Here is a 21,909-nt window from a genome sequence, read left to right on the forward strand (position 1 = left end):
CCGCGGACTAGCGTCGGGAGCGGAGGCTCCCAGTGACGGGCGACGATGCTGAACTCGAGGCGCGTGCCGACGCGCTGCGGCGCGTCGTCTACGGAACCCCCGACGGTTACGAGACGGATGCCGCGATCGAGCTCGAACGCGTCGAGGCCGAACTCGCCCGGCGGTCGGAGCAGCGCCGGGCCGCGGCATCCCGCACGGCGGCACCCGCCCCTGATGCCGGATCCGGGGAATCCGGCGATGCGCCGGGCGCGGATGCCCCCGTCGCCGCGCGGCGCGACGAATCTCCGAACCCGCCAGCGGCGGCGGCGTTGCGTCCTCGCCGGTGGCCCGGCGTGCTCGCGATCGCAGGAGTGCTCGGCGTGTTCGCGGCGGTCGGAGCCGTCGCGCTCGACGCGGCGCTCGCGCCGCCGCGCGGACTCGCGGTGTTCGATCGGCCGCAGCAGCCGGAGGACGAGAGCCTCGTCGTGGCCCTCGGCGCCCAGGCCGACACCGTGCGCAAGCTCGACGAGCTGTTCGGCCGCGGGTTCTGGGTGTACCTCAACGGCGCCGACCAGGTCTGCCTCTCGGTGATTCCGATCGGCGGCACGAACCTCGTCGAGCGCGGCGAGTGCGCCTCGCGCGAGCGGTTCGCCGAGCACGGCATCGTCGTGCAGTACGCGGCGACCGAGCTCGGCGCCCGCCGACCGCGCGGATCGGGTGAGCGCGACGTGATCGTCGTCTCCTGGCTGCCCGACGCCGAGGGCGTCGAGTGGGAGCTCGTGATGATCGACCCGCCCGGGAACGATCGGATGACCTACGGTGAGTGGTCGTCGGGTCGCGAGGATGAGGCGTTCGTCGACTGAATGCGCCGTTCGTAGACTGGGGGAGTCGCACGAGGGGAGACCGATGCAGCCACTGGTCGAGTCCGACGTCAAGTCCGCGCTCGGCAACGCCAGCCAGGCGGAGATCGCCCAGCTGTCGCTGCCGGTCAAGTTCTTCGTCACCGAGTGGGCGCACCTCGACGCGTTCGCCTGGCGCGACCCGCGCATCGCCGAGCGGGGCTACCTCGTCACCGAGCTCGACGGTTCGCCCGCCGGCGTCGTGCTGCGCGCGTCGGAACGCACCGGCTCCCGGCACCGCGCCGCCGTGTGCAACCTCTGCCACACCCACCAGCCCGGCGACCAGGTCGCGCTGTTCTCCGCCCGGCGCGCGGGCGAGGCGGGCGAACGCGGCGACAGCATCGGCACGTACATCTGCAGCGACCTCGCCTGCCAGGAGACGGTGCGGCTCGGCCGGCCCGCCGCGCCGTCGGAGGTACTGCCGAGCGCCCACGAGCTCGAGCGCATCGAGGGGCTCGCGCGACGCACCCGCGCGTTCGTGGCCGACGTGCTCGGGGCGTAGGCGCGGCTTCTGAAGCAGCATCCGCACCGGGCATTGTCATCGGCACGACCGACGGATGCCCCCGATCGAGCGCGGCGTCGCCGTCGCCTCGTCACGCTGATGGGCGGGATCGTCAGCGCCGGGGGCGTCGCCCGAGCCGACGGCGCAACTCGTCGTTCTCCTGCTCGAGGGCGAGGACGCGACCGATGCCCGCGAGGTTGATGCCGTCGCCCTGGAGCCGCACGACCTGGCGCACGAGCGCGAGGTCGTCTTCGCTGTACCGGCGGGTGCCGCCCTCGGTGCGGGCGGGTGTCAGCAGCCCCTTCTCCTCGTAGAGGCGGAGGGTGGCCGGCTGCAACTCGACGAGTTGAGCCGCCACCGCGATGCTGTACAGCGGCATGCCGCCCGCCCGATCGTTCATCTTCGGAAGTCTGCTCGGGGACTTGAAACAAGTCAAGCAGTTGGTGTATTAAATCTATTGCAAACACTGTAGGTAATCTCAATCAGCGATGACGGGTAACCCATCGGTCGGCCCGTCGAGGTCGGGGGTGGCCGGGTTGATGCAGATGTCGGCGACGTCGACGGCCGGGTTCGTCGAGCTGGTGCTCGCCGACCAGGCGTGGGTCGACGTCGAGTTCGAGGCGATCGTCGCGCGACTGCGCACGTCGTCGACGACGACGGCGCTCACGGCCGGCCGATCGCCCGCTCGTGCCGCTCGCGGCCGGGCGCTGACCTCGACGCAGCCGCCGACACGCCCGGCGCACGTCGGCGGGAGGGCTCGCGATCCCCCGCGCGACGGGCGCGCAGACGAGAGATCCCACCATCGACGAAAGGAGTTCACCGTGGCCATGTCATTCGATCCCTTCAGCCAACTCGACCGGATCGCGCAGACGATCTTCGACACCAGTCGCCAGCCGAGGATGATGCCGGTCGACCTCTTCCGAGAGGGCGACCGCTACCTCCTCAATGCCGACCTCCCGGGCATCGATCCCGGGTCGATCGACATCGACGTCGATGGGCACCTGCTGACGATCCGCGCCCAGCGGTCGGCTGCCGCGGGTGAGAACAGCAGGTGGATGCTGCAGGAGCGCCCGTTCGGCAGCTACATGCGGCAGTTCACGATCGGCGACGACGTCGATCCCGACGGCATCAGCGCCAGCTACGACAACGGCGTGCTCAGCGTTCTTATCCCGATCGCCGAGCGTGCCAAGCCGCGCAAGGTCGCGATCGAGTCGGCCGGTGAGGTCGGGCGCAAGTCGGTGACCGCCTGATCCCCACGGCGACGCGGGCGCCCGGCCGATGCCGCAGCGCCCGCGTCGCCTCCCACGAAGAACCTGAGCGACGAGAGAGGTGATGAGCGTGCTGGTGCACGAGGTGCGAGTGCAGTCCCATCTGGACGGGCTGCAGTTCCCGGTGACGACCTCGGTGCTGGTCGACCACATCAGGAGGTCGGGCGCCCCCGACCACGTGGTCGAAGTGCTCGAGCGGACCGGTGAGCGGATCTTCGAGGATCGCCTCGCGGTCTCGGAGGCGCTGGAGCCCTGAGCCGCGCGCCGCCGAACGCGACGCCCACTCGGCCGCCGGCGCCCGCCCGCACTCAGCCCGGCTCGACCGCCTCGAGCGTCGCGCGTTTCGCGACCCGGCCGTCGCCCGACGAGCGGCCGGTGAGCCGGCGCCCGATCCAGGGCAGCACGAACTCGCGGTAGTACGCGGCGGTGTTGCGGCTTCGCGGCCCGGGCGGGGCGGCTGCGACCTCTTCGACGCCCCACTCGGGCGGCACGGGCACGTCGAGCGCGGTGAGCACGTTCGAGGCGACGCGCGCGTGGCCGAGGGCGTTGAGGTGCAGCTTGTCGGGCGACCAGTAGCGGATGTCGCGGAGCCCGCGGTCGTTGAAGTTGTCGACGAAGGTCACGCCCTCGAGCGTGCCGAGGTCGACGAGCGCGGCCGTGAGCCGGGCGCCGCGGGCGTCGAAGACCTTGCCCATCGGCAGGTGCTCGGTCGGGTTCGCCCCGCTCAGCATGAGCACGTGGATGCCGGCGTCGCGAATGCGGTGGATCGCGTCGCGGAAGCGAGTCGCCGTCACCTGCTCGTCCATGCGGGGGCGCAGCATGTCGTTGCCGCCGCCGTTGAAGCTCAGGAGCTCGGGCTTCAGCGCGATCGCGGCGCCGAGCTGCTCGTCGATGATGGGGCCGAGCTTGCGCCCGCGGATCGCGAGGTTCGCGTAGCCGATCGGCTCGCGCGCGTGCTGTGCGAGGCCGAGCGCCACGAAGTCGGCCCAGCCGCGCACGCTGCCGTCGGGCAACTCGTCGCCGACGCCCTCCGTGAAGCTGTCGCCGATCGCCGCATAGGAGTGGTACATGCCTTCCACGCTAGCGCGGCGCGAGCGCGAGCCATCCCGTCGGCCGAACCGTGACCGGCGCTGGAATGCCGCGGCACAGGTTCACTCGGCGGCGGGTTCGAGCTCGCAGTCGGCGCCCGGGTAGAGCAGCGTCTCGTGTCCGTCGTCGAAGCGCACGAGGTACGGCGGACCGCCGTCCTCGCCGCGGACCTCGAGGATCTCGCCGTGCCGGCCGGGCTGGCCGACCTGCTTTCCGTGGATGAAGAGGCGTTCGCCCACCGTGGCCTGCATTGCAACCCCCTCCGACGGTTACAGCGTACGCCGGGGGTGGGGGCGCGGAGAAGTGGTGCGTCGCGCGGGCGCGGCCGGGCCGGTGCCGATCGCGGACCTCCCGCTCAGCGATCGCGCGGCGCCGCGAGCCGGTTCATCGTGATGAAGAGCCGGTTCTTCCTGGTGTTCTGGAACGCGGCGCACCGCCAGGCGTCGGCCTCGCGCACCATGACGAAGGTCTGCATCTTGTCGAGGCGGATTCGTGCGCGCTTGCCGATGCCGCCCTCGGTCACCGCGATCGCGACGTCGGGGCCGACGAGGCGCAGGTCCAGCACGCGCATGGCCATGCGCGAACCCCGCTGCCACTGCTCGAAGACGGGGACGTGGTCGCGTCGGATGGCTTCGCGGCCGAGGCTCGCCAGGCCGGCGAAGATCACGTAGCTCGCGTCGTCGGTGAACTCGGCGGCGTACGCGCTCGCGTCGCCCGAGTCCCATGCGGAGCGGATGCGCTCGAGTGCGTCGAGCACGGCGGTGCGGTCGGCGTCGGAGTCGATGGGTGTCTGCGTCTCGTTCATGCCGACAGCATCGCATGCATTCTGCATTAGTGCAACATGCACTAATGCAGAATGCGCTGAATGGATTACGCTGGGGCGGTGACGAGCCGCGACCGACTGCAGCGATCAGACCGCGACCTTCCCGCCCTCGCGGTGCTCGCGCTCCTGAGCCAGGGGCCCCGGCACACGTACGACATGCACCGGTTCATCGTCGACACGCGCAAGGACTTCATCGGCGGACTGCCCCGCAGCCTCTATCACGCGGTCGCGAAGCTCGAGGCAGCCGGACTCGTCGTCGAGGCGGGCACCGAGCAGCCCACCGGGCGTCCGGAGCGCGTCCGGTACGCCATCACCGAGCCCGGGCGCGCCGAGCTGCGCCGGCGGGTCGCCCTGCTGCTCGCGTCGCCCGACCCCGACGCCGTGCTCGCGTACGCGGCGCTCTCGTTCATGGGCGTGCTCGGTCGCGACGAGGCGATCGCCGCGCTGCGGGCACGGGTCGCGGCGATCGACCTGGCGCTCGCCCGGATCGCGGCGGATCTCGCCGAAGCACGGGGCGTGCCGCGCATCCTGCTCATCGAGACCGAGTTCGAGCGGGCGCGCCTTTCGTCCGAGCGCGACTGGATGGCCGCGCTCGCCGGCGAGTTCGAGTCGGGCGAACTCGACTGGCCCGATGTCGCGACCATGCCGCTGCCGGGGGAATCGGCGGCGGACGCGTCGGCGTCGGAATCCCCGGTGGGGCTTCCCCGTCGAGGGCGGGATCGCTAGGCTCGTCCGAAGTGGGTCATCTGACCCACAAGGCGGGGATGCCTCGGGCGCTCGCCTCGCGACGACGCAGAGACGGCGGAACCCGACATGAACGCACCCCTGGACGACCGGGCGGCGGCCGCGCCGCCGACCTTCCCGCGCGGCTTCCGGTGGGGCGCGGCGACGGCGGCCTTCCAGATCGAGGGGTCGACGACGGCCGACGGGCGCGGACCGAGCATCTGGGACACCTTCACCGCCGAGCCGGGGCGGGTCATCGACGGGTCGAACGCGCTCGTCGCGGCCGACAGCTATCGGCGCTACCGCGACGACATCGCCCTGCTCGCCGAGCTCGGCGCGACCGACTACCGGTTCTCCATCTCGTGGCCGCGCGTGCAGCCCGGCGGCACGGGACCTGCGAACGCCGCGGGGCTCGACCACTACGAACGGTTCGTCGACGCGCTCGCCGAGGCCGGCATCGCCCCGCTCGCGACGCTCTACCACTGGGACCTGCCGCAGCCGCTCGAGGACGCCGGGGGATGGCTCGTGCGCGACACCGCCTCGCGGTACGCCGACTACGTCGGCCTCGTGCTCGACCGGCTCGGCGACCGGGTCGGCCGGTGGATCACGCTCAACGAGCCGGCGATGACGACGCTTGAGGGCTACGCGCTCGGGACCCAGGCGCCTGGACGGCAGCTCATGCTCGGCGCGCTGCCGACCGTGCACCACCAGCTGCTCGGCCACGGGCTCGCGGTCGCGGCGATCCGTGCCGGCGCGGCGTCGGGTTCGGGTTCGCGGTCGGGCTCGGTCGAAGTGGGCATCACGAACAACCACACGCTCGTCGTGCCCGCCTCGTCGGATCCGGCCGATCTCATGGCCGCGGGCGCGTTCGACCTGGTCTACAACCGCATCTTCGTCGACCCAGTGCTCACGGGCGCCTACCCCGACCTGTCCGCGTTCGGGCTCGACGCGTTTCCGGGGCTCGAAGACGGCGACCTCGAGACGATCTCGGCGCCGCTCGACTTCTACGGCGTCAACTCGTACAACCCGACGTACGTCGCCGCGCCCGCCGAGGGCTCGGAGTTCGCCGCGGCCGGGCTGCCGTTCGAACCGGTCGTGCCGCCCGAGGGCACACCGGTCACCGGATTCGACTGGCCCGTCGTGCCGGCGGCGTTCGGCGAGCTGCTCGTCGGCCTGCAGCGCGACTACGGCGACGCGCTGCCGCCCGTCGTGATCACCGAGAACGGTGCGTCGTACCCCGACGAGGTCGTGCCTGCGGCCGACGGCGCCGGAGACGACGGCCGGGCCGTGCACGACGACGAGCGCATCGCCTACCTCGACGGGCACCTCCGCGCCGTCGCCGACGCGATCGAGCACGGCGTCGACGTGCGCGGCTACTTCGTGTGGTCGCTCATGGACAACTTCGAGTGGGCGCAGGGCTACACGCAGCGGTTCGGACTCGTGCACGTCGACTTCGAGACGGGGGAGCGCACCCGCAAGGACTCGTTCGCCTGGTATCGCGACCTGATCGCGGCGCAGCGCTGACGCGGCCGGGGCCGGGGACGCTCGACGCGTCCCCGGCCCCGGCCCACGGGCGGCCTCAGCCGCCCGCCGGTGTCCCGAGCACCTCGACCTCGGCGAGCGAGAGCGGCAGGGTGGCGGACTCGAGCTGGATGCGCACGTAGCGCCCGGTCGCCCCGTCGGGCAGGTCGATGACCGACGGTCGACCGGCCTGTTCGGCGACGCGGATCGCCGTGTCGGCCTCTGCCCGCGCATCGGCGAGCGTGCTCGCCGTGAACGGCACGTCAGAAGTCATGACCCAGTAGTTCGAGAGACGTTCGCCGCAGCAGTCCGTGCGGTTGTAGATCTCCACGCGGTCGAGTTCGGCGCTCTCGCCGAGGTCGACCTGCCACCAGGCTTCCTTCGACGGCTCCGAGGTGTGGGTCACCGAGTTGCCGGAGAAGGCGCCGTTGCGGTCGCCGTCGACCGCGCGCGCGGGCACGCCGTCCCACGCGATGCTCGACTGCGTCGCCGGCTTGCCCTTCGCGAGGTTGGGCAGTGCGATCTTCACGGTCGCGGCGGCCGATGTCGACACACCGTCCGTCGTGGTCGTCACGACGATGCGGCCGCTCGCGGCATCGGCGCCCGCCGGCACCGAGATCGTGATCGGCACAACGTAGGACTCGCCCGGGCCGAGTGCGGGCACCGAGGCGCCGCCCGCCTGCACGGTCCATCCCTTCGGTCCGGCGATCTCGAGCTCCGCCTTCGCTGACGCCTTCGACGAGGGGTTGGCGATGACGGCCGACCCGACGACCGTCTTTCCGCGCTGCACCGCCTCGGGCACCCGGACGGTCGTGCGCAGGAGGCTGTCGGCGCCCGGGTTCGAGATCTCGAAGGTGAACGCGTGGGTCGACGTCGTGGCGTCGGCACCGTCGGCGGGCATCTCGACCTCGACCTCACCGGCCGAGTTGCGCGCCCAGTCGAGCGCCGTCCCGTCGGAGCCGAGCAGCTTCACCGAGGTGTCGTCCCCGAACGGCAGGTCGCCGCCGAGCGTGAGGTGCTCGCCCGGCCAGTCGAGGGCCGTCGCGTAGAGCGATCCGTCGCGCTGCGTGTACCGCACCGGCACGTCGGACGCCGGCTCGTCGGCCCGGTTCCAATAGGTCGTGCCGTAGATCGCGTCGCCGTTCACGTCGAGCCAGGCGCCGATGTCGCGCAGCCGCTCGGCCTGCAGCTCGGGGATGGTGCCGTCGGCCTTCGGGCCGACGTCGAGCAGCAGGTTGCCGTTCTTGCTCACGATGTCGATGAGCGACTCGACCAGCTGGTCGCTCGTGAGGTAGTCCTCGATCGGCTCGTTCTGGTTGTAGCCGTACGAGTGCGCGATGCCGCGGCTCGACTCCCACTTGTTCGTGTCGATGTCGGGCTTGACCGTGTACTCGGGCGTCTGGAAGTCGAGCTCCGTCGAGTCGAGCGAGCCGGAGTCGATCTTGCACCGGTTCGCGACGGCGACCTCGTGCGGCTCCTCGCCGTTCTTCGCCCGGTTGTAGTACTCGGCGATGACGCCCGCCGTCTTCCAGTACGAGGCGGGCTTCTCCCACTGCCCGTCGCACCACAGGATGTCGGGGTCGTACTTGTCGATGAGCTCGCGCATCTGCGGAAGCATGTAGTCGTCGACGTAGTCCACCCCCGTCGGGGCGCCCGTGTACGGCACCTCGGCACCGGTGTACGGATTGCGGGCCGGCTTGCCCGTGTAGGCCGGGTTGTACCACTCGTAGAGCGAGTAGTAGAAGCCCGCCTTGAGCTCGCCGTCGTCGCGGGCGGCCGAGAACAGTTCACCGGCGAGATCGCGCTTCGGGCCGAGGTCGACCGTGTCGCGTCCGCTCACATCGCTGTCCCAGAGGGCGGTGCCGTCGTGGTGCTTCGAGGTGAGCACGAAGTACTTCGCGCCCGCGTCCTTGAAGAGGTCGACCCAGGCCTCGGGGTCGAACTCCTCGGCCTTCCACTCGTCGATGAACCGGTCGTACGGGTAGTCGGCGCCGTACGTCGCCCGGTGATACTGGTTCGTCGCCGAGCCGTTCGAGTTCATGTAGTTCCAGTACCACTCGGCGTACGAGCCGCGCGGCCCCCAGGCGGGCACCGAGTACGGGCCCCAGTGGACGAAGATGCCGAACTTGTCGTCGTCGAACCATTCGGGGCTCTCGTGCGAGTTGAGCGAGGCGGTCGACGCGGTGTAGTCCCACGCCGGTACGTCGTACCCGTCGAACCAGCCGGCGACCTGGTCGCCGTCGAGCGCCTCGTCCCACGTGGTCAGCTCGTCGAGGTCGCCGCGCAGGCTCGCCGACGGGGTGCCGACCGAGCGCAGGGGCAGCGGGATCGACGCGGCGATCCGACCCACGCGTGCGCCGTCGGCGTAGAGCGTCGTCTCGCCCTCCGTCGCGACCCAGGTCAGCTGCACCCACCGCCCGGCCGGAAGGGTGAACTCGAACGAGTGGTCGGCGACGCCGTACTCGGTGAATCCGACCTTGCCGGTGCCGGTCTGGCGCAGCTTGAGCGCGCCCGCCTTCGAGGTCAGCAGCACCTGCTCGCCCGCGTCGGACGAGAGCCTGACCCACGTCGAGACCGTCCACGGCTCGGCGACGTCGACCCCGCCGAACCCGACGCCGTCGCGGTTGTGGTCGAACCGGAACGCCTCGCCCTTCACCCCGCCGTCGACGAGGGTCGGGTTGTTGATGATGTAGGTCGAGCCCGGCAGGTCGCCCGCCGCGTCCTCGGCGAGGATCGTGTTTCCCGGGCTGCCGGCCCACGTCCAGCCCGAGGGGTACTCGGCCTCGTCGAACGTCCAGCGGTGCGACGGCTCGCCGTCGTCGACCCGCTTCGGCCGATCGGGCGTCATGAGGCCGGCCGGAGCGGCGAGGGCGTCGAAGCGCGCGGTGAACGCAGCGAGGTCGTCGGGCGTCGCCGAGCCGTTCCACGAGCGGTCGGCGAGCACCGCCCGGGGCAGCGCGCTCAGCTGCTCCCAGTACGCGTCCTCCGACCAGAAGTTGTAGTCGGCCCAGTGCGGCATGCCCGAGCCGAGCAGGTCCGCCTCCGTGTTCGGCGCCCACTCGTCGTACATCCAGGCGACGTCGGGGTAGAGGTTGTGGTAGTTGTTCGGCGTCAGGTAGAAGGGACCGATCGCGATCTCGTCGTGCCCCGGGATGGCCGGGCCTGCGCCCGTGCCCTCCCAGGTGAGGTCGACCACCGAGGCGTTGAGATCCTGTTTCGGCGTCGACATGTGCTCGACGCCGTTGTAGATCGCGGTGCGCGCCCCGTTCTCGGTGATGACCGCGTCGAGGGTGTTGATGTATCTCGTGAGCAGGTCGCCGAGGGTGTCGATCTCGGGATCGTCGGCGATCGCCTGCGCCACACGGGGGCAGTTCGCGAGCTGGCCCGGCAGCTCGTCGGCGCCGATCGAGAAGAGCGGGGCGTCGAACCACGACGAGAACTCGTCGACGATCTCGGCGGTCTTCGCGACCGCGTCCTCGCGGGTCATGTCGATGATCCAGTCGGGGGTGAGGTGCGAGTGGGTGTGCGCCTGCGTGCAGGCGCCATCGCCCGAGCCGAAGCCGATGTCGAACGCGTCGCTGATGACCGTCGCATGCCCGGGCACGTCGATGCCGCCCATGAGCTGCACGTGCTGCTCGGCGGCGAGGGCCTTGAGCCGGTCGATGTCCTCCCTGCTGTACGAGTGCTCGGGGTCGGCGAGCCCGGGGAACTTCTCGCTGTACAGGCGGAAGCCCTCCGAGTCGGACAGGTGGAGGAAGAGCGTGTTGAGCCTGAGCTGCCCCATGCGGCGCAGCAGGTTCTCGAGGGACTCCATCGACCAGTACTTGCGGCCGGCGTCGAGCTGGATCATGCGCACGGCCTGCGTCGGCACATCGGTCGACGTCGCCCGCGGCACGTCGCGGTGGTCGTCGTCGGCTTCGAGCAGCTGCACGAGGGTGCGCGTGCCGTAGAAGAGGCCGTTCGTCGTCGACGCCTCGATGACGATCGGGCCGTCGCTCGACCAGCGATAGCCCTCGGCGCCGAGCGCCTCGTCGTCGACGAGCCGCAGCACGATGTCGCCCTCGGCGGCCTTGCCGACCTCGCCCGTGGTCTTGAGCGGCAGCCCCGTGAGGTCTCGCAGCTCGGCCGCGACGCGCTTCGCGAGATCCTGGGTGACCTCGGCGACCGGGCCGGGGAAGGCGGCCTCGCCCGCGGGCAGCAGTGCGAGGTCGCGCGACGGCCCGTCGACGAGCAGCCGTGAGGCGCGGGTGAGGCCGACGGTCCCGTCACCCGCGGTCCAGTCGGTCGGGCGGGGGATGACAGCGTCGATGCCGGTCGGCCCCGCCGACGCCGGAGTGATCGTTCGAACATCAGGAGCCGCATTCGCCGGTGCGGCGACGATCGCCGCCGCGCCGATCATTGCTCCGATGATTGAGGTGGAAATCAGCGTCTTCACTGGCCAGATTCGCATCATTGCGGGCTCCTTCGTAGGGAAAGATAGGATGACCGTAGCGATTCTCTGCGTCAGCGGCAAGGGTTGACCTGACGATTTCTGAATGTGAAGACTGCTCTTCGAGCAGGATGCGTCAGTGGCTCGGGGTGGACGGAGTGCCCGCGCGCAATGGCGCCGGAGCGGCATCGCAGCCGGGCCCGGTGACCCGCCGCCCGGCCGCGGGGACCTCCCGAGCGGGGTGCGCGCCGAGCGCCGCGCTACTCGACCGCGAGCAGTGCCGCCCACAGGTCGGCGCGCGCGTGGAAGCCCGAGAGGTCGCGCCCGAGCAGCCGCTCGGCGAGGGCGATGCGGCTGCGCACCGTGTGCCGGTGCACGCCGAGCTCCTGCGCGGTGGCGTCGAACTGGCCGCCGTGCTCGAGCCAGGTCCGCGTGGTCTCGACGAGCGTCGTGCCGTTCGCGGCATCGTGCTCGGTGAGCGGGGCCAGCGTCGCGAGCGCGACGGCGCGTGCGTCGGTGCGCGCGAGGAAGGCGAGCACGCCCTGCCGGCTGATCTCGTCGAAGTTGACGACGCCGGCGCCGCTCTCGCGCGCCCGGTCGAGGGCGCGCAGCGCCTGCTCGTGCGCCTGCGGAACGCCCGCCTCGGCGACCGGGTCGGAGACGCCGACCGGAAGCTCGAACTCGGTCGCGAGCTCCTCGGCCAGCGGGGCGTCGGCCTCCTCGACGATGAGCACGAACCGTTCGTCGTCCCGCCCGAAGAACAGTCGCCCGCCGCGCTCCTCGACGCGCAGTTCGAGCAGTTCGGTCAGTCGGTCGACCTGGGCCGGGGCATCCGTGACCATGACGCGCACGGGTGCCTCGGGAAGCGGCCCCCACATCTCGGCCGACACGCGCTCGGCGAGCGCCGTGTCGCCGTCGAGGATGCCGCGGAGCAGCCCCGATCGCAGGTGACCGCGGGCGCGGTCGAGGTCGCGGTTCTGCTCGAGCGCGAGCCCGGCGAGGGCGATCACCGCGTTCACGACCTCCCGGCCGGCGGCGTCGAGCTCGGCGGAGTCGCCGATTGCGAGCACTCCGCGCAGGGCCCCGCCGCCGCCGAGGGTCTGCAGGGTCATGCGCTGCGGAGCGCCGGTCGACTCGCCGGCGACGAGGGTGCGGCTCGCGCGCTGGCCGCGCCGGATCATCGAGCGGGCCTCGCCCACGACCTCGCCGAGCGCGGGCTGCGGCAGTCCGTCGGCCGGCGCCTCGCGGTCGAGCGTGCCGGTCGCGTCGATGAGCCCGACCCAGGTGCCGAGCCGGTTCGAGAGCTCGGCGAGGGTGGCCGAGAGGCCGTCGGGCCGGAGGGCGGCGAGCGAGATCGCGCGCTGCGCCGCGAGCGCCCACGCCTGACGGGCGTACGCGTCTTCGGCGATGAGGTCGGCGACCGTGCGGGCGATGGCGATGAACGGCACCCGGTACGGCACCTCGAAGAGCGGGAGGCCCTGCGCGGTGCAGGCGGCCACGAGCGCCTCGGGCGTGCCGGCGCGGATGACCTCGGTGCCGAAGCCGAGCGCCGCGATGCCGGTCGCGCGCAGGCGGGCGACGTACGCGTCGGCGAACCCGGCTTCGCCCGCATCGTCGCCGACGACGCCCTCGGCGAACTGGGTGCCGGTCGTGAGCAGCACGTGCCCGGCGTCGAGGAACGGCGTCGGGTCGGCGAGGTCGGAGCTGTGCGCCCACACGACGGGCGCGTCGAGTGCGCCGGCCGACAGCGACTCGATGGGCGTGAGGAGGCCGAGGCCCAGCTCGGGGCGGGCGAGCAGTGTCTGCACGGTGGGCTTCATGCGGGGGTGCCTCGGTGTCTCGACTCGGCCCCGGCCGGCCTACTCGACCGTCGGGGTTGCCCGGCCGACGCTGGTGTACACGCCGGCGAACATCATGCCCTGAGTGTACACATCGGCGCCGAGGCATCCAGCCGTGTTGCGCGACCGCACTCGAGCGTGCATTCGTCGCCGGTTCTCGGGCGGCGAGTGCACGTTCGGGGAGGCGCGCCGCCGCCGAGCGCCGGAGCGCCCCTCAGGTGACGGCGCTGCGGCGTGCGAAGCGCGGTTCGCGCCAGGTCTCGCTCGCGAGCACGTCCTCGAGCACCGCGACCGCGTCCCAGACATCGGTGTGCGAGACGTAGAGCGGGGCGAAGCCGAAGCGCATGAGGTCGGGCGCGCGGAAGTCGCCGATGACGCCGCGCCCGATGATCGCCTGCATGACCGCGTAGCCGTCGGCCGTCTCGGGCAGCCCGTCGCGCACGCCGTCGTCGCCGCCGAACCGCAGCGCGACCTGGCTGCCGCGGCGCGCGGACTGACGGGGCGAGACCACCTCGACGTCCCACCGCGCGAGCCGGGTGTCGACGAGCGAGATGAACAGCTCGGTGAGGCGCAGGCTCTTCTCGCGCAGCGCTTCGAGATCGACGTCGGCCCACACGTCGAGGCTCGCCTCGAGCCCCGCGACCGAGAGCAGCTGCGGGGTGCCCACCCGGAACCGGGCGACCCCGTCGGCCGGCGCGTAGTCGAGGCCGAAGTCGAACGGCCTCGCGTGCCCGTGCCACCCGGTGAGCGCGGGGCGCGCCTCGGCCTGGTGCCGCTCCGCGACCCAGATGAACGAGGGCGAGCCCGGTCCGCCGTTGAGGTACTTGTACGTGCACCCGATCGCGAAGTCGGCGCCGGCGCCGGCCAGGTCGACCGGCACGGCGCCGACCGAGTGGCAGAGGTCCCACACCATGAGCGCGCCGGCCTCGTGCACCCGCCGGGTGACGTCGGCCAGGTCGTACATGCGCCCCGTGCGGTAGTTCACGTGAGTGAGCACGACGACCGCGACGTCGTCGCCGAGAACGTCGTCGAGGTCGGCCTCGTCGTCGATGAGCCGTCGCTCGAGCGGCCCGCCGGTGTCGGCGCCCGCGAGCTCCTGGACGCCCTCGAGGATGTACAGGTCGGTCGGGAAGCTGCCGCGCTCCGACACGATCACCCGTCGGCCGGGTCGCAGCCTGGTCGCCGCGACCGCGACCTGGAACAGGCTCGACGACGTGGAGTCGCCGAGCACGACCTCGCCCTGGGCGGCACCGATGAGCGGGGCGATGCGGTCGCCCAGCGCGCGCGGCTTGTCGAACCAGCCCGCGTCGTTCCAGCTGCGGATCAGCCCGGTGCCCCACTCCTCGCGGATGACCCGCTCGACATGCGCGGGCGTCGTCCTCGGCAGCGCTCCGAGCGAGTTGCCGTCGAGGTAGACGACGCCCGCGGGAAGGTCGAATCGCTCGCGGAACCCGGCGAGCGGGTCGGCCGCGTCGAGGGCGGCGCACGTCGCGCGGTCGATCGTGAGCTGGGGGGATGTCGCGAGGCTCATGTGCGGTTCTCCGGATCGTGGGTCGAGGCGAGGCCAAAGGGGTGGCCGAGGGGCGCTACCGCCCCAGGAACCGCAGCGCGTTTCCGCGGCGGATCGCCTCGCACTGGGCGGGGCTGAGGAACTCGGCGCGGTCGACGACCGATCCGACGGGGCGTTCACCGAGCGGGTACGGGTAGTCGCTGCCGACCATGACCTGCTCGGCGCCGAGCGTGTCGACGAGCAGCCGCAGCGCAGGCGGGTCGAACACGACGGAGTCGACGCTGAACCGGTCGAGGTAGTCCGAGGGCGGCCGCTCGCTGACGCCGATGAGATCGCGCCGCTGGTGCCAGGCGTTCTCGAAGCGGCCGAGCCAGAACGCGAACGACCCGCCGCCGTGCGCGAACGCGATGCGGAGCGACGCGGGCACCCGGTCGAAGACGCCGCCGAGGATCATCGAGATGATCGACAGGTGGGTCTCGGCGGGCATGCCCGCGAGCCAGCGCGCCATCCAGCGGTCGAGGCGGGGCGAGTTCGCCATGTCCCACGGGTGCACGAACACGGGGATGCCCTCGGCCGCACAGTGCTGCAGGAAGGTGACGACGCCCTCGTCGTCGAGGTCGCGATCGCCGACGTGGTTGCCGATCTCGACGCCGGCGTGGCCCGAGGCGATCGCGCGCGACGCCTCGGCGCACGCGGCGTCGGTGCTCTGCAACGGCACCTGTGCGAACGGCACGAGCCGGTCGGGCGCCTGCTCGCACAGCTCGAGCGCGAGGTCGTTGAAGATGCGTGCGACCTTCGCGCCCTCGTCGGCCGCCGCCGTGTACGAGAAGAAGAGCGGGGTCGGCGAGACGACCTGCAGTTCGACGCCGTCGGCGTCCATGTCGGCGAGGCGCGCCTCGGCGTTCCAGCAGCGGTCGTCGATGCGCCGGAACTCGCTCGAGCCGAGCATGATCATCGCCTCGCGCTCGGAGTCCACCCGCAGCGTCGGCCAGACGCCGGGCCCGACCTCGGCGGCGAGGTCGGGCCAGGCGTGCGGCACGAAGTGCGTGTGGACGTCGATCGTGCCCAACGGGTTCAGCCCTTGCCGGGGTGGACGGTGCCGCACTTCGGGCACGTCCGACCCTCTTCGCTCTCGTAGAACTCGCGGAAGACGGGCGGCAGGTCCTCGACGATGTCGCGCACCTGCAGCTCGACCTCGTGCACCTTCTCGTTGCAGTTCGGGCAGAACCAGGCGAACTTCTCGAGGGTGCCCTCCTCGCGGATGCGCTCGATGACGATGCCGATCGAGCCGGCCTCGGGGCGCTGGGGCGAGTGGTACACGTTGCCGGGCAGCAGCCACATCTCGCCCTCGCGGATGTCGATGCGCTGCGGGCCGTCCTCGGTCTGGATGTTGACGTGCATGTTGCCCCGGTACTGGTAGAACCACTCCTCGTACGGGTCGAAGTGGAAGTCGGTGCGCTGGTTCGGGCCGCCGACGACCTGCACGATGAAGTCGTTCATCGGGATGAACGCCTGCTTGTTGTTCACCGGGGGCTGGAGCAGGTGCTCGTGCTCCTTGATCCACGCGGCGAAATCGATGACGGGTGGGATGGTGCTCATTGGTTCTCCTCCTCGAGAGTTGTGGCGCTGGGGTCGTGGGATGCGTCGGGGCGTCGCGCGATCGCCTGGATCTCGATGCGCAGGTGCGGGTGCGGCAGCTGGTGCACGGCGACGGTCGTGCGGGCGGGCCCGCGCTCGTCGAAGTACTCGGCCCAGACCGCGTTGTAGCCGGCGAAGTCGTTCATGTCGACGAGGTAGCTCGTCGCCTGCACGAGGTCGTCGAGCGTGCAGCCCGCCTCGGACAGGATCTCGCGGATGTTCTCGATGACGGCGCGCGTCTGCACGGCGATGTCGAGCCGCGTCGCGCCGAACTCGTCGGCCTCCGCGCCCGCGATCGTGTTGTCGGGGCGCCTGCTCGAGGTGCCCGACACGAACACGAGGTCGCCCGAGACCCGGGCGTGCGGGAACCGGCCGCGCGGCGTCGCCTTGCCGGTGACGAGGATGCCTCGGGCGTCGGTCATCGCGCACCCCCGTCGCCGTTCGCGCGCACCGAGACCTCGCCGAGCCCGGCGACGTGCGCCGTGACGACGCCGCGGGCCGGCAGCGGCACCGCGACGGTCGCCGCCCCCGCGAGCAGCACCATGCCGGCGCGCAGCGCGAAGCCGTGCCGGCGGGCGAGACGGAGCGCGGCGTCGAGCGCCCGCACCGGGTCGCCGAGGATCGCGGCGGTCGAGCCGGCCTGCGACAGCCGGCCGTCGATCTCGAGTCGGACGGCCCGGTTGTCGAGCGGCCAGACCGCCTCGGGCGACCGCCACGGTCCGATCGCGAACGCCGCGGCCGAGGCGTTGTCGGCCACGACGTCGTCGAGGCTGAACGTGAAGTCGCGGTAGCGCGAGTCGATGACCTCGAGCGCGGGCGCGACCCCGGCGACGGCGCCGACCGCGTCGGACGCGGCGAGCGCGGGGTCGTCGAGGTCGTCGCCGAGCAGGTAGGCGACCTCGGGTTCGATGCGGGGGTGGATCGCCGTCGAGACGTCGAACACCCCGCCGTTCTCGAGTCGCATGGCGTCGGTGACGGTGCCGATGATGACGTCGTCGACGCCCATCTGCTGCGCCTTGGCGCGCGAGGTGAAGCCGAGCTTCAAGCCCGCGATGCGCTCGCCGCGGGCGACCCGGCGGGCGAGGAGGGCGTGCTGGGTCGCGTAGGCGGCGTCGAGGCCGATCGCCGCGTCGGCGGCGAGCTGGGTCGTCGGCGATGCGGTGCGCTGGGCGCGGTCGAGGGCCGCCGCGAAGGCCGAGGCGGCGGTCACGCCGCACCTCCGGCGGCCGCGGACCGCGCCTCGACGAGGTCGAGCGCGACGTCGACGATCATGTCCTCCTGGCCGCCGACCATGCGGCGGCTGCCGAGTTCGACGAGGATGTCGCGGGCGTCGAGCCCGTGCCGCTCGGCGGCCCGCTCGGCGTGCAGGAGGAAGCTCGAGTACACGCCCGCGTAGCCGAGCGTGAGGGTCTCGCGGTCGACCCGGACGGGCCGGCGCTGGAGGGGACGGACGAGTTCCTCCGCGGCATCCTGCAGGGCGAACAGGTCGCAGCCGTGCTCGAAGCCGACGAGGTCGGCGACGGCGACGAACGCCTCGATGGGGCAGTTGCCGGCGCCCGCGCCCTGCCCCGCGAGCGAGGCGTCGACGCGGAAGGCGCCGTGCTCGACGGCGGTCACGCTGTTCGCGACGCTGAGCGAGAGGTTCTCGTGCGCGTGGATGCCGATCTGGGTCTCGGGGGCGAGCACCTCGCGGTACGCGTCGACCCGGTCGGCGACATCCCGCATCGTGAGCCGCCCGCCCGAGTCGGTGACGTAGACGCAGTGGGCGCCGTACGACTCCATGAGCCGGGCCTGCTCGGCGAGGCCGCGCGGGTCGTTCATGTGGCTCATCATGAGGAAGCCCGAGACGTCCATGCCGTGCTCGCGCGCCCAGCCGATGTGTTGCGCGGCGACGTCGGCCTCGGTGCAGTGGGTGGCGACGCGCACGCTCGCGACGCCGAGGTCGCGGGCACGGGCGAGGTCGTCGATCGTGCCGATGCCGGGCAGGATCAGCGTCGTGAGCTTCGCGCGCTCGAGCACCGAGGCGGCCGCCTCGATCCACTGCCGGTCGCTGTGCGCGCCCTGGCCGTAGGCGACGCTCGAGCCGCCGAGGCCGTCGCCGTGGGCGACCTCGATCGCGTCGACGCCCGCGGCCTCGAGGGCGCGCGAGATGTCGCGGACCTGGTCGAGCGTGTAGCGGTGGGCCATGGCGTGCATGCCGTCGCGCAGGGTGACGTCCTGCACGTAGACCTTCGGGCCGTCGGGGGATGTCGCGTCGGGGGTGATCTCGGTCATGCGCTCGCTCCCTGCGGTTCGGCGGTCGCGCGTTCGGCGACGAGGCGCTCGGCGGTGCGCAGCGCCGCCGAGGTCATGATGTCGAGGTTGCCCGCGTACTCGGGAAGGTAGTGGCCGGCGCCGGCGACCTCGAGCAGGACGGTCACGCGCGTACCGCGGAACGGCCGGTCGAGCGCGGGCACGCAGGGCTCGTCGACCGGGTCGAACTGCACCCGCTGCTTGAGCCGGTAGCCGCCGACGTAGCCCTGCACGTCGGCGACCATCGCGTCGACCGAGGCGCGCACGGCGGCCTCGTCGAGCGGGGCCCCGTCGTCGTGCTCGACGAGGCAGTAGACCGTGTCGCGCATGATGAGCGGCGGCTCGGCCGGGTTCAGCACGATGATCGCCTTGCCGCGCTCGGCGCCGCCGATGACCTCGAGCGCGCGTGCCGTGGTCTGCGTGAACTCGTCGATGTTCGCGCGCGTGCCGGGGCCCGCCGAGCGCGATGAGATCGAGGCGACGATCTCGGCGTAGGCGACGGGCGCGACGCGCGAGACCGCCGCCACCATCGGCACCGTCGCCTGGCCGCCGCACGTCACCATGTTGACGTTCGTCGCGCCGAGGTGCTCGCCGAGGTTCACGACGGGCACGACGTAGGGGCCGATCGCGGCGGGGGTGAGGTCGACCATGACGCGGCCGGCGTCGCGGACCAGCGCGTCGTTCCGGGCGTGCGCGCCCGCACTCGTCGCGTCGAAGACGAGCTCGACGTCCTCGAACTCGGGCATGGCGACGAGGCCGTCGACGCCCTCGTGCGTCGTCGCGACGCCCATCCGGCGCGCGCGGGCGAGCCCGTCGGAGTCGGGGTCGATGCCGGCCATCGCGACGACCCGCAGGGTCGACGAGAGGCGCTTGACCTTGATGAGCAGGTCGGTGCCGATGTTGCCGGATCCGATGATGGCGACGCCGGTCGTCATGCCGCGGCTCCTTCCGTGGTCGTGATGAAGTCGGCCCGCACCTCGCCGAGGCCGTCGAGCCGGGCGTGGAACACGCCCTCGGCGGCGGCGACCATCGGGCCGAGGGCGCCCGAGAGGATGACCTCGCCCGCACGGAGCGGCCGGCCGTGCCGCGCGACGGCACGGGCGAGCCACGCGACGGCGATCACCGGGTTGCCGAGGCACGCGGCACCCGACCCGGTCGACACGGGTTCGCCGCCGTGGTCGAGCCGCATGCCCACCCCCGCGAGGTCGAGCCCGTCGAGGCGGTGCGGGGTGGTGCCGAGCACGACCGCCCCGCTCGAGGCGTTGTCGGCGATCGTGTCGGTGATGCGGATGTCCCAGCCCGCGATGCGGGAGTCGACGACCTCGATCGCGGGCAGCACGAACTCGGTCGCGCGGATCACGTCGGCGACGTGCGCCGTGGGGGAGTCGAGGTCGCGGCCGAGCACGAACGCGACCTCGGCCTCGGCGCGGGGCTGCAGGAAGCGGCCGAGGTCGATCGGCTCGCGGTCGGCGAAGACCATGTCGTCGAGCAGCACCCCGTAGTCGGGCGTGTAGACGCCGAACTGCGCCTGCACGGCGGGCGAGGTGAGCCCGATCTTGCGGCCGACGATGCGGCGGCCCTCGGCGAGGCGCCGCTCGATGCCGAGCGACTGCACGGCGTAGGCCGCGCGCTCGTCGGTCTCGCCGATGAGCTCGCGCACGGGGGCGCACGCCACGCCGGTGCGGGCGGCGGCGCGCAGCCGTTCGTCGGCGTCGCGCCACGAGGCATCCGCGTTCGAGGCCCCGATCGTCGAGGTCGTCGCGCCCGAGGCATCCGTCACCTCGTGCTCGCCAGGCCAGGCCGGCGCGCTCTGCCCGCTCACAGCTGCACGCACACGTTCGTCGGCTCGGTGTAGAACTCGAGCGAGTGCCGGCCGCCCTCGCGGCCCACGCCGGAGAGCCCGACACCGCCGAACGGGCTGCGCAGGTCGCGCAGGTACCAGGTGTTCACCCACGACATGCCGACGCGCATGCGCTGCGCGACGCGGTGGCCGCGGGTGAGGTCGCTCGTCCAGGTGACGGCGGCGAGCCCGTAGTCGGTGTCGTTCGCGAGCGCGATCGCCTCCTCCTCGGTGTCGAAGGGCACGAGCGCGGCGACCGGTCCGAAGACCTCCTCGCGCATCGTGCGGTGGGAGTTGTCGAGGCCCGTCCAGAGGGTCGGCTCGATCCACGATCCGCCGTCGAGGTCGCCGCCGAGGGCGGGCACGCCGCCGCCCGCGAGCACCGTCGCGCCCTCCTCGCGGGCGAGCTCGAAGTATCCGAGCACCTTGTCGCGGTGCGCCTGCGAGATGAGCGGGCCGGTCGTCGTCGCCGGGTCCTCGGGGCGACCGAGCCGCAGGCGCGACGCCTGCTCGGCGAGCCCGGCCGCGACATCGGCGAAGATCGAGCGCTCGACGTAGATGCGCTCGGTGCAGAGGCAGACCTGGCCCGTGTTGAGGTAGGTCGAGCGGGCGAGTCCGGCGATCGCGGCATCGAGGTCGGCGTCGGCGAAGACGACGGCGGCGTTCTTGCCGCCGAGCTCGAACGAGACCGGCCGCACCCGCGGGGCGACCGCTCGCATGATCGCCGACCCGGTCGACGACTCGCCCGTGAACGTGACCCCGTCGATGCCGGGATGCCTCGTCAGCAGTTCGCCCGCCGAGCGGGTGCCGAATCCGTGCACGACGTTCACGACGCCGGCGGGCACGCCCGCCTCCACGAGGATCTCGGCGAGGAGCGTGGCCGACGAGGGCGTCTCCTCGGAGGGCTTCACGACGACGGTGTTGCCCGCGGCGAGGGCGGGGGCGAGCTTCCACGTCAGCAGCAGCAGCGGCAGGTTCCACGGCACGATCACCGCGACGACGCCGAGCGGCTTGCGCACGGCGTAGTTCAGCGCGCGGCGCCCGTCGGGCATCTCGGTCAGGTACGAGTCGAGGCCGGCCGACGAGACCGTGTCGGCCGCGGCGCGGAAGTTCGCCGACGCCCGGGCGACGTCGAGGTCGCGGGCGAGGGTCTCGGGCTTGCCGGTGTCGCCGACCTCGGCCGCGACGAGCTCGTCGGCCCGGCGGTCGATGACGTCGGCGACCCGGCGCAGCAGGCGGGTGCGGTCGGCGACCGTCATGCGGCCCCACGCGCCCTCGAGCGCGGCCCGCGCCGCGGCGACCGCACGGTCGACCTCGTCGGCGCCCGCCTCGTGCACGATCGCGACGAGCGAGCCGTCGACCGGGTTCGTCTTGTCGAAGCCGCGCACGCCGTCGACGGGTTCGCCCCCGATGAAGTTGCGGAGCCGGTTCGGGGCGGGCGGGGCGGCGGTCGCCGTCACCGCCGACGTCGTCGTCTGCGTTGGCATGGCTTCAGGCTAGGAAGGCGGAGGGATGCCGACAAATACTCTCTTGCTGCACTGCCATGCCCTTTCGGCTA

22 protein-coding genes are annotated in these 21,909 nt (G+C 72.2%); 6 read left to right on the forward strand and 16 right to left on the reverse strand.

The annotated features are described in order from the left end of the window. The first annotated feature begins 32 nt into the window (after positions 1–32). Positions 33–842 carry a hypothetical protein gene (locus tag PX701_RS10125; RefSeq protein ID WP_231428698.1) on the forward strand — a complete coding sequence of 270 codons (810 nt, stop codon included), beginning with the start codon at positions 33–35 and terminating at the stop codon, positions 840–842. Between the two features lie 43 nt (positions 843–885). Further along, positions 886–1,380, forward strand: coding sequence for an FBP domain-containing protein (locus tag PX701_RS10130; protein WP_231428697.1), 495 nt, complete (start codon positions 886–888; stop codon positions 1,378–1,380). A 112-nt stretch (positions 1,381–1,492) separates the two neighbouring features. Here PX701_RS10130 and PX701_RS10135 read toward each other — a convergent pair whose 3' ends face one another. Beyond that, positions 1,493–1,780, reverse strand: a complete 288-nt coding sequence (locus PX701_RS10135) for a MerR family transcriptional regulator (RefSeq protein WP_231428696.1) — start codon at positions 1,778–1,780, stop codon at positions 1,493–1,495. A gap of 78 nt (positions 1,781–1,858) precedes the next feature. Beyond that, positions 1,859–2,047, reverse strand: a complete 189-nt coding sequence (locus PX701_RS10140) for a hypothetical protein (RefSeq protein ID WP_231428695.1) — start codon at positions 2,045–2,047, stop codon at positions 1,859–1,861. A 154-nt stretch (positions 2,048–2,201) separates the two neighbouring features. Here PX701_RS10140 and PX701_RS10145 point away from each other — a divergent pair, with 154 nt between their 5' ends. Together PX701_RS10145 and PX701_RS10150 are read left to right on the forward strand one after the other, a co-directional pair. Next, complete coding sequence (locus PX701_RS10145) at positions 2,202–2,630, forward strand: Hsp20/alpha crystallin family protein (protein ID WP_231428694.1); 429 nt, start codon at positions 2,202–2,204, stop codon at positions 2,628–2,630. 82 nt (positions 2,631–2,712) lie between these two features. Further along, positions 2,713–2,904 carry a DUF2795 domain-containing protein gene (locus tag PX701_RS10150; RefSeq protein WP_231428693.1) on the forward strand — a complete coding sequence of 64 codons (192 nt, stop codon included), beginning with the start codon at positions 2,713–2,715 and terminating at the stop codon, positions 2,902–2,904. A 52-nt stretch (positions 2,905–2,956) separates the two neighbouring features. Here the strand turns inward: PX701_RS10150 and PX701_RS10155 are convergent, their stop codons facing one another. The 3 genes from PX701_RS10155 to PX701_RS10165 form a co-directional block, all read right to left on the reverse strand. Next, positions 2,957–3,718: an SGNH/GDSL hydrolase family protein gene (locus tag PX701_RS10155; RefSeq protein WP_231428692.1), complete on the reverse strand. Its 762-nt coding sequence runs from the start codon at positions 3,716–3,718 to the stop codon at positions 2,957–2,959. Between the two features lie 81 nt (positions 3,719–3,799). Continuing rightward, entirely contained in the window at positions 3,800–3,988 is a 189-nt protein-coding gene (locus PX701_RS10160) for a DUF1918 domain-containing protein (RefSeq protein WP_231428691.1), read from the reverse strand. A 104-nt stretch (positions 3,989–4,092) separates the two neighbouring features. After that, positions 4,093–4,542: an SgcJ/EcaC family oxidoreductase gene (locus tag PX701_RS10165; RefSeq protein ID WP_231428690.1), complete on the reverse strand. Its 450-nt coding sequence runs from the start codon at positions 4,540–4,542 to the stop codon at positions 4,093–4,095. A 60-nt stretch (positions 4,543–4,602) separates the two neighbouring features. Between PX701_RS10165 and PX701_RS10170 the strand changes: the two genes are divergently transcribed. Beyond that, complete coding sequence (locus tag PX701_RS10170; RefSeq protein WP_231428689.1) at positions 4,603–5,286, forward strand: PadR family transcriptional regulator; 684 nt, start codon at positions 4,603–4,605, stop codon at positions 5,284–5,286. A gap of 87 nt (positions 5,287–5,373) precedes the next feature. Continuing rightward, positions 5,374–6,807 (forward strand): GH1 family beta-glucosidase, encoded by a 1,434-nt coding sequence (locus PX701_RS10175; protein ID WP_231428688.1) that lies wholly within the window; start codon positions 5,374–5,376, stop codon positions 6,805–6,807. Between the two features lie 55 nt (positions 6,808–6,862). Here the strand turns inward: PX701_RS10175 and PX701_RS10180 are convergent, their stop codons facing one another. The 11 genes from PX701_RS10180 to PX701_RS10230 form a co-directional block, all read right to left on the reverse strand. Next, positions 6,863–11,203 (reverse strand): alpha-L-fucosidase, encoded by a 4,341-nt coding sequence (locus tag PX701_RS10180; protein ID WP_275506218.1) that lies wholly within the window; start codon positions 11,201–11,203, stop codon positions 6,863–6,865. Positions 11,204–11,493: 290 nt separating this feature from the next. Beyond that, positions 11,494–13,053, reverse strand: coding sequence for a PucR family transcriptional regulator (locus PX701_RS10185; RefSeq protein ID WP_275506219.1), 1,560 nt, complete (start codon positions 13,051–13,053; stop codon positions 11,494–11,496). A gap of 232 nt (positions 13,054–13,285) precedes the next feature. Then, positions 13,286–14,602: a kynureninase gene (gene kynU / locus PX701_RS10190; protein WP_275506220.1), complete on the reverse strand. Its 1,317-nt coding sequence runs from the start codon at positions 14,600–14,602 to the stop codon at positions 13,286–13,288. 55 nt (positions 14,603–14,657) lie between these two features. Further along, entirely contained in the window at positions 14,658–15,650 is a 993-nt protein-coding gene (locus tag PX701_RS10195) for an amidohydrolase family protein (RefSeq protein ID WP_231428684.1), read from the reverse strand. Positions 15,651–15,655: 5 nt separating this feature from the next. Then, positions 15,656–16,180 carry a 3-hydroxyanthranilate 3,4-dioxygenase gene (locus tag PX701_RS10200; RefSeq protein WP_231428683.1) on the reverse strand — a complete coding sequence of 175 codons (525 nt, stop codon included), beginning with the start codon at positions 16,178–16,180 and terminating at the stop codon, positions 15,656–15,658. Then, positions 16,177–16,641: a RidA family protein gene (locus tag PX701_RS10205; protein ID WP_231428682.1), complete on the reverse strand. Its 465-nt coding sequence runs from the start codon at positions 16,639–16,641 to the stop codon at positions 16,177–16,179. The genes PX701_RS10200 and PX701_RS10205 overlap by 4 nt, the downstream gene beginning before the upstream one ends. After that, entirely contained in the window at positions 16,638–17,429 is a 792-nt protein-coding gene (locus PX701_RS10210) for a 2-keto-4-pentenoate hydratase (protein WP_231428681.1), read from the reverse strand. Before PX701_RS10210 ends, PX701_RS10205 begins: the two co-directional genes overlap by 4 nt. Next, positions 17,426–18,493 carry a 4-hydroxy-2-oxovalerate aldolase gene (dmpG, locus tag PX701_RS10215; RefSeq protein WP_275506221.1) on the reverse strand — a complete coding sequence of 356 codons (1,068 nt, stop codon included), beginning with the start codon at positions 18,491–18,493 and terminating at the stop codon, positions 17,426–17,428. Before dmpG ends, PX701_RS10210 begins: the two co-directional genes overlap by 4 nt. Continuing rightward, the gene (locus PX701_RS10220) at positions 18,490–19,446 is read right to left on the reverse strand and encodes an acetaldehyde dehydrogenase (acetylating) (protein WP_275506222.1); all 957 of its coding nucleotides are present in this window, start codon (positions 19,444–19,446) and stop codon (positions 18,490–18,492) included. Before PX701_RS10220 ends, dmpG begins: the two co-directional genes overlap by 4 nt. Next, positions 19,443–20,333, reverse strand: a complete 891-nt coding sequence (locus PX701_RS10225; protein WP_275506223.1) for a 2-keto-4-pentenoate hydratase — start codon at positions 20,331–20,333, stop codon at positions 19,443–19,445. The genes PX701_RS10220 and PX701_RS10225 overlap by 4 nt, the downstream gene beginning before the upstream one ends. After that, entirely contained in the window at positions 20,330–21,838 is a 1,509-nt protein-coding gene (locus tag PX701_RS10230; protein WP_275506224.1) for a 2-hydroxymuconic semialdehyde dehydrogenase, read from the reverse strand. Before PX701_RS10230 ends, PX701_RS10225 begins: the two co-directional genes overlap by 4 nt. Positions 21,839–21,909 lie beyond the last annotated feature (71 nt).

Origin of the sequence: Agromyces chromiiresistens (assembly GCF_029167465.1) — a bacterium.
Classification (GTDB): Bacteria; Actinomycetota; Actinomycetes; order Actinomycetales; family Microbacteriaceae; genus Agromyces; species Agromyces chromiiresistens.

What these genes read in the sequence shown, in the direction of transcription:
- PX701_RS10130 (WP_231428697.1), top strand. Translation starts at nt 886, where the DNA reads ATGCAGCCACTGGTCGAGTCCGACGTCAAGTCCGCGCTCGGCAACGCC.
- PX701_RS10135 (WP_231428696.1), bottom strand. Translation starts at nt 1,780, where the DNA reads ATGAACGATCGGGCGGGCGGCATGCCGCTGTACAGCATCGCGGTGGCG.
- PX701_RS10150 (WP_231428693.1), top strand. Translation starts at nt 2,713, where the DNA reads ATGAGCGTGCTGGTGCACGAGGTGCGAGTGCAGTCCCATCTGGACGGG.
- PX701_RS10155 (WP_231428692.1), bottom strand. Translation starts at nt 3,718, where the DNA reads ATGTACCACTCCTATGCGGCGATCGGCGACAGCTTCACGGAGGGCGTC.
- PX701_RS10160 (WP_231428691.1), bottom strand. Translation starts at nt 3,988, where the DNA reads ATGCAGGCCACGGTGGGCGAACGCCTCTTCATCCACGGAAAGCAGGTC.
- PX701_RS10165 (WP_231428690.1), bottom strand. Translation starts at nt 4,542, where the DNA reads ATGAACGAGACGCAGACACCCATCGACTCCGACGCCGACCGCACCGCC.
- PX701_RS10170 (WP_231428689.1), top strand. Translation starts at nt 4,603, where the DNA reads ATGGATTACGCTGGGGCGGTGACGAGCCGCGACCGACTGCAGCGATCA.
- PX701_RS10175 (WP_231428688.1), top strand. Translation starts at nt 5,374, where the DNA reads ATGAACGCACCCCTGGACGACCGGGCGGCGGCCGCGCCGCCGACCTTC.
- PX701_RS10180 (WP_275506218.1), bottom strand. Translation starts at nt 11,203, where the DNA reads ATGATCGGCGCGGCGGCGATCGTCGCCGCACCGGCGAATGCGGCTCCT.
- PX701_RS10185 (WP_275506219.1), bottom strand. Translation starts at nt 13,053, where the DNA reads ATGAAGCCCACCGTGCAGACACTGCTCGCCCGCCCCGAGCTGGGCCTC.
- kynU (WP_275506220.1), bottom strand. Translation starts at nt 14,602, where the DNA reads ATGAGCCTCGCGACATCCCCCCAGCTCACGATCGACCGCGCGACGTGC.
- PX701_RS10200 (WP_231428683.1), bottom strand. Translation starts at nt 16,180, where the DNA reads ATGAGCACCATCCCACCCGTCATCGATTTCGCCGCGTGGATCAAGGAG.
- PX701_RS10205 (WP_231428682.1), bottom strand. Translation starts at nt 16,641, where the DNA reads ATGACCGACGCCCGAGGCATCCTCGTCACCGGCAAGGCGACGCCGCGC.
- dmpG (WP_275506221.1), bottom strand. Translation starts at nt 18,493, where the DNA reads ATGACCGAGATCACCCCCGACGCGACATCCCCCGACGGCCCGAAGGTC.
- PX701_RS10220 (WP_275506222.1), bottom strand. Translation starts at nt 19,446, where the DNA reads ATGACGACCGGCGTCGCCATCATCGGATCCGGCAACATCGGCACCGAC.
- PX701_RS10230 (WP_275506224.1), bottom strand. Translation starts at nt 21,838, where the DNA reads ATGCCAACGCAGACGACGACGTCGGCGGTGACGGCGACCGCCGCCCCG.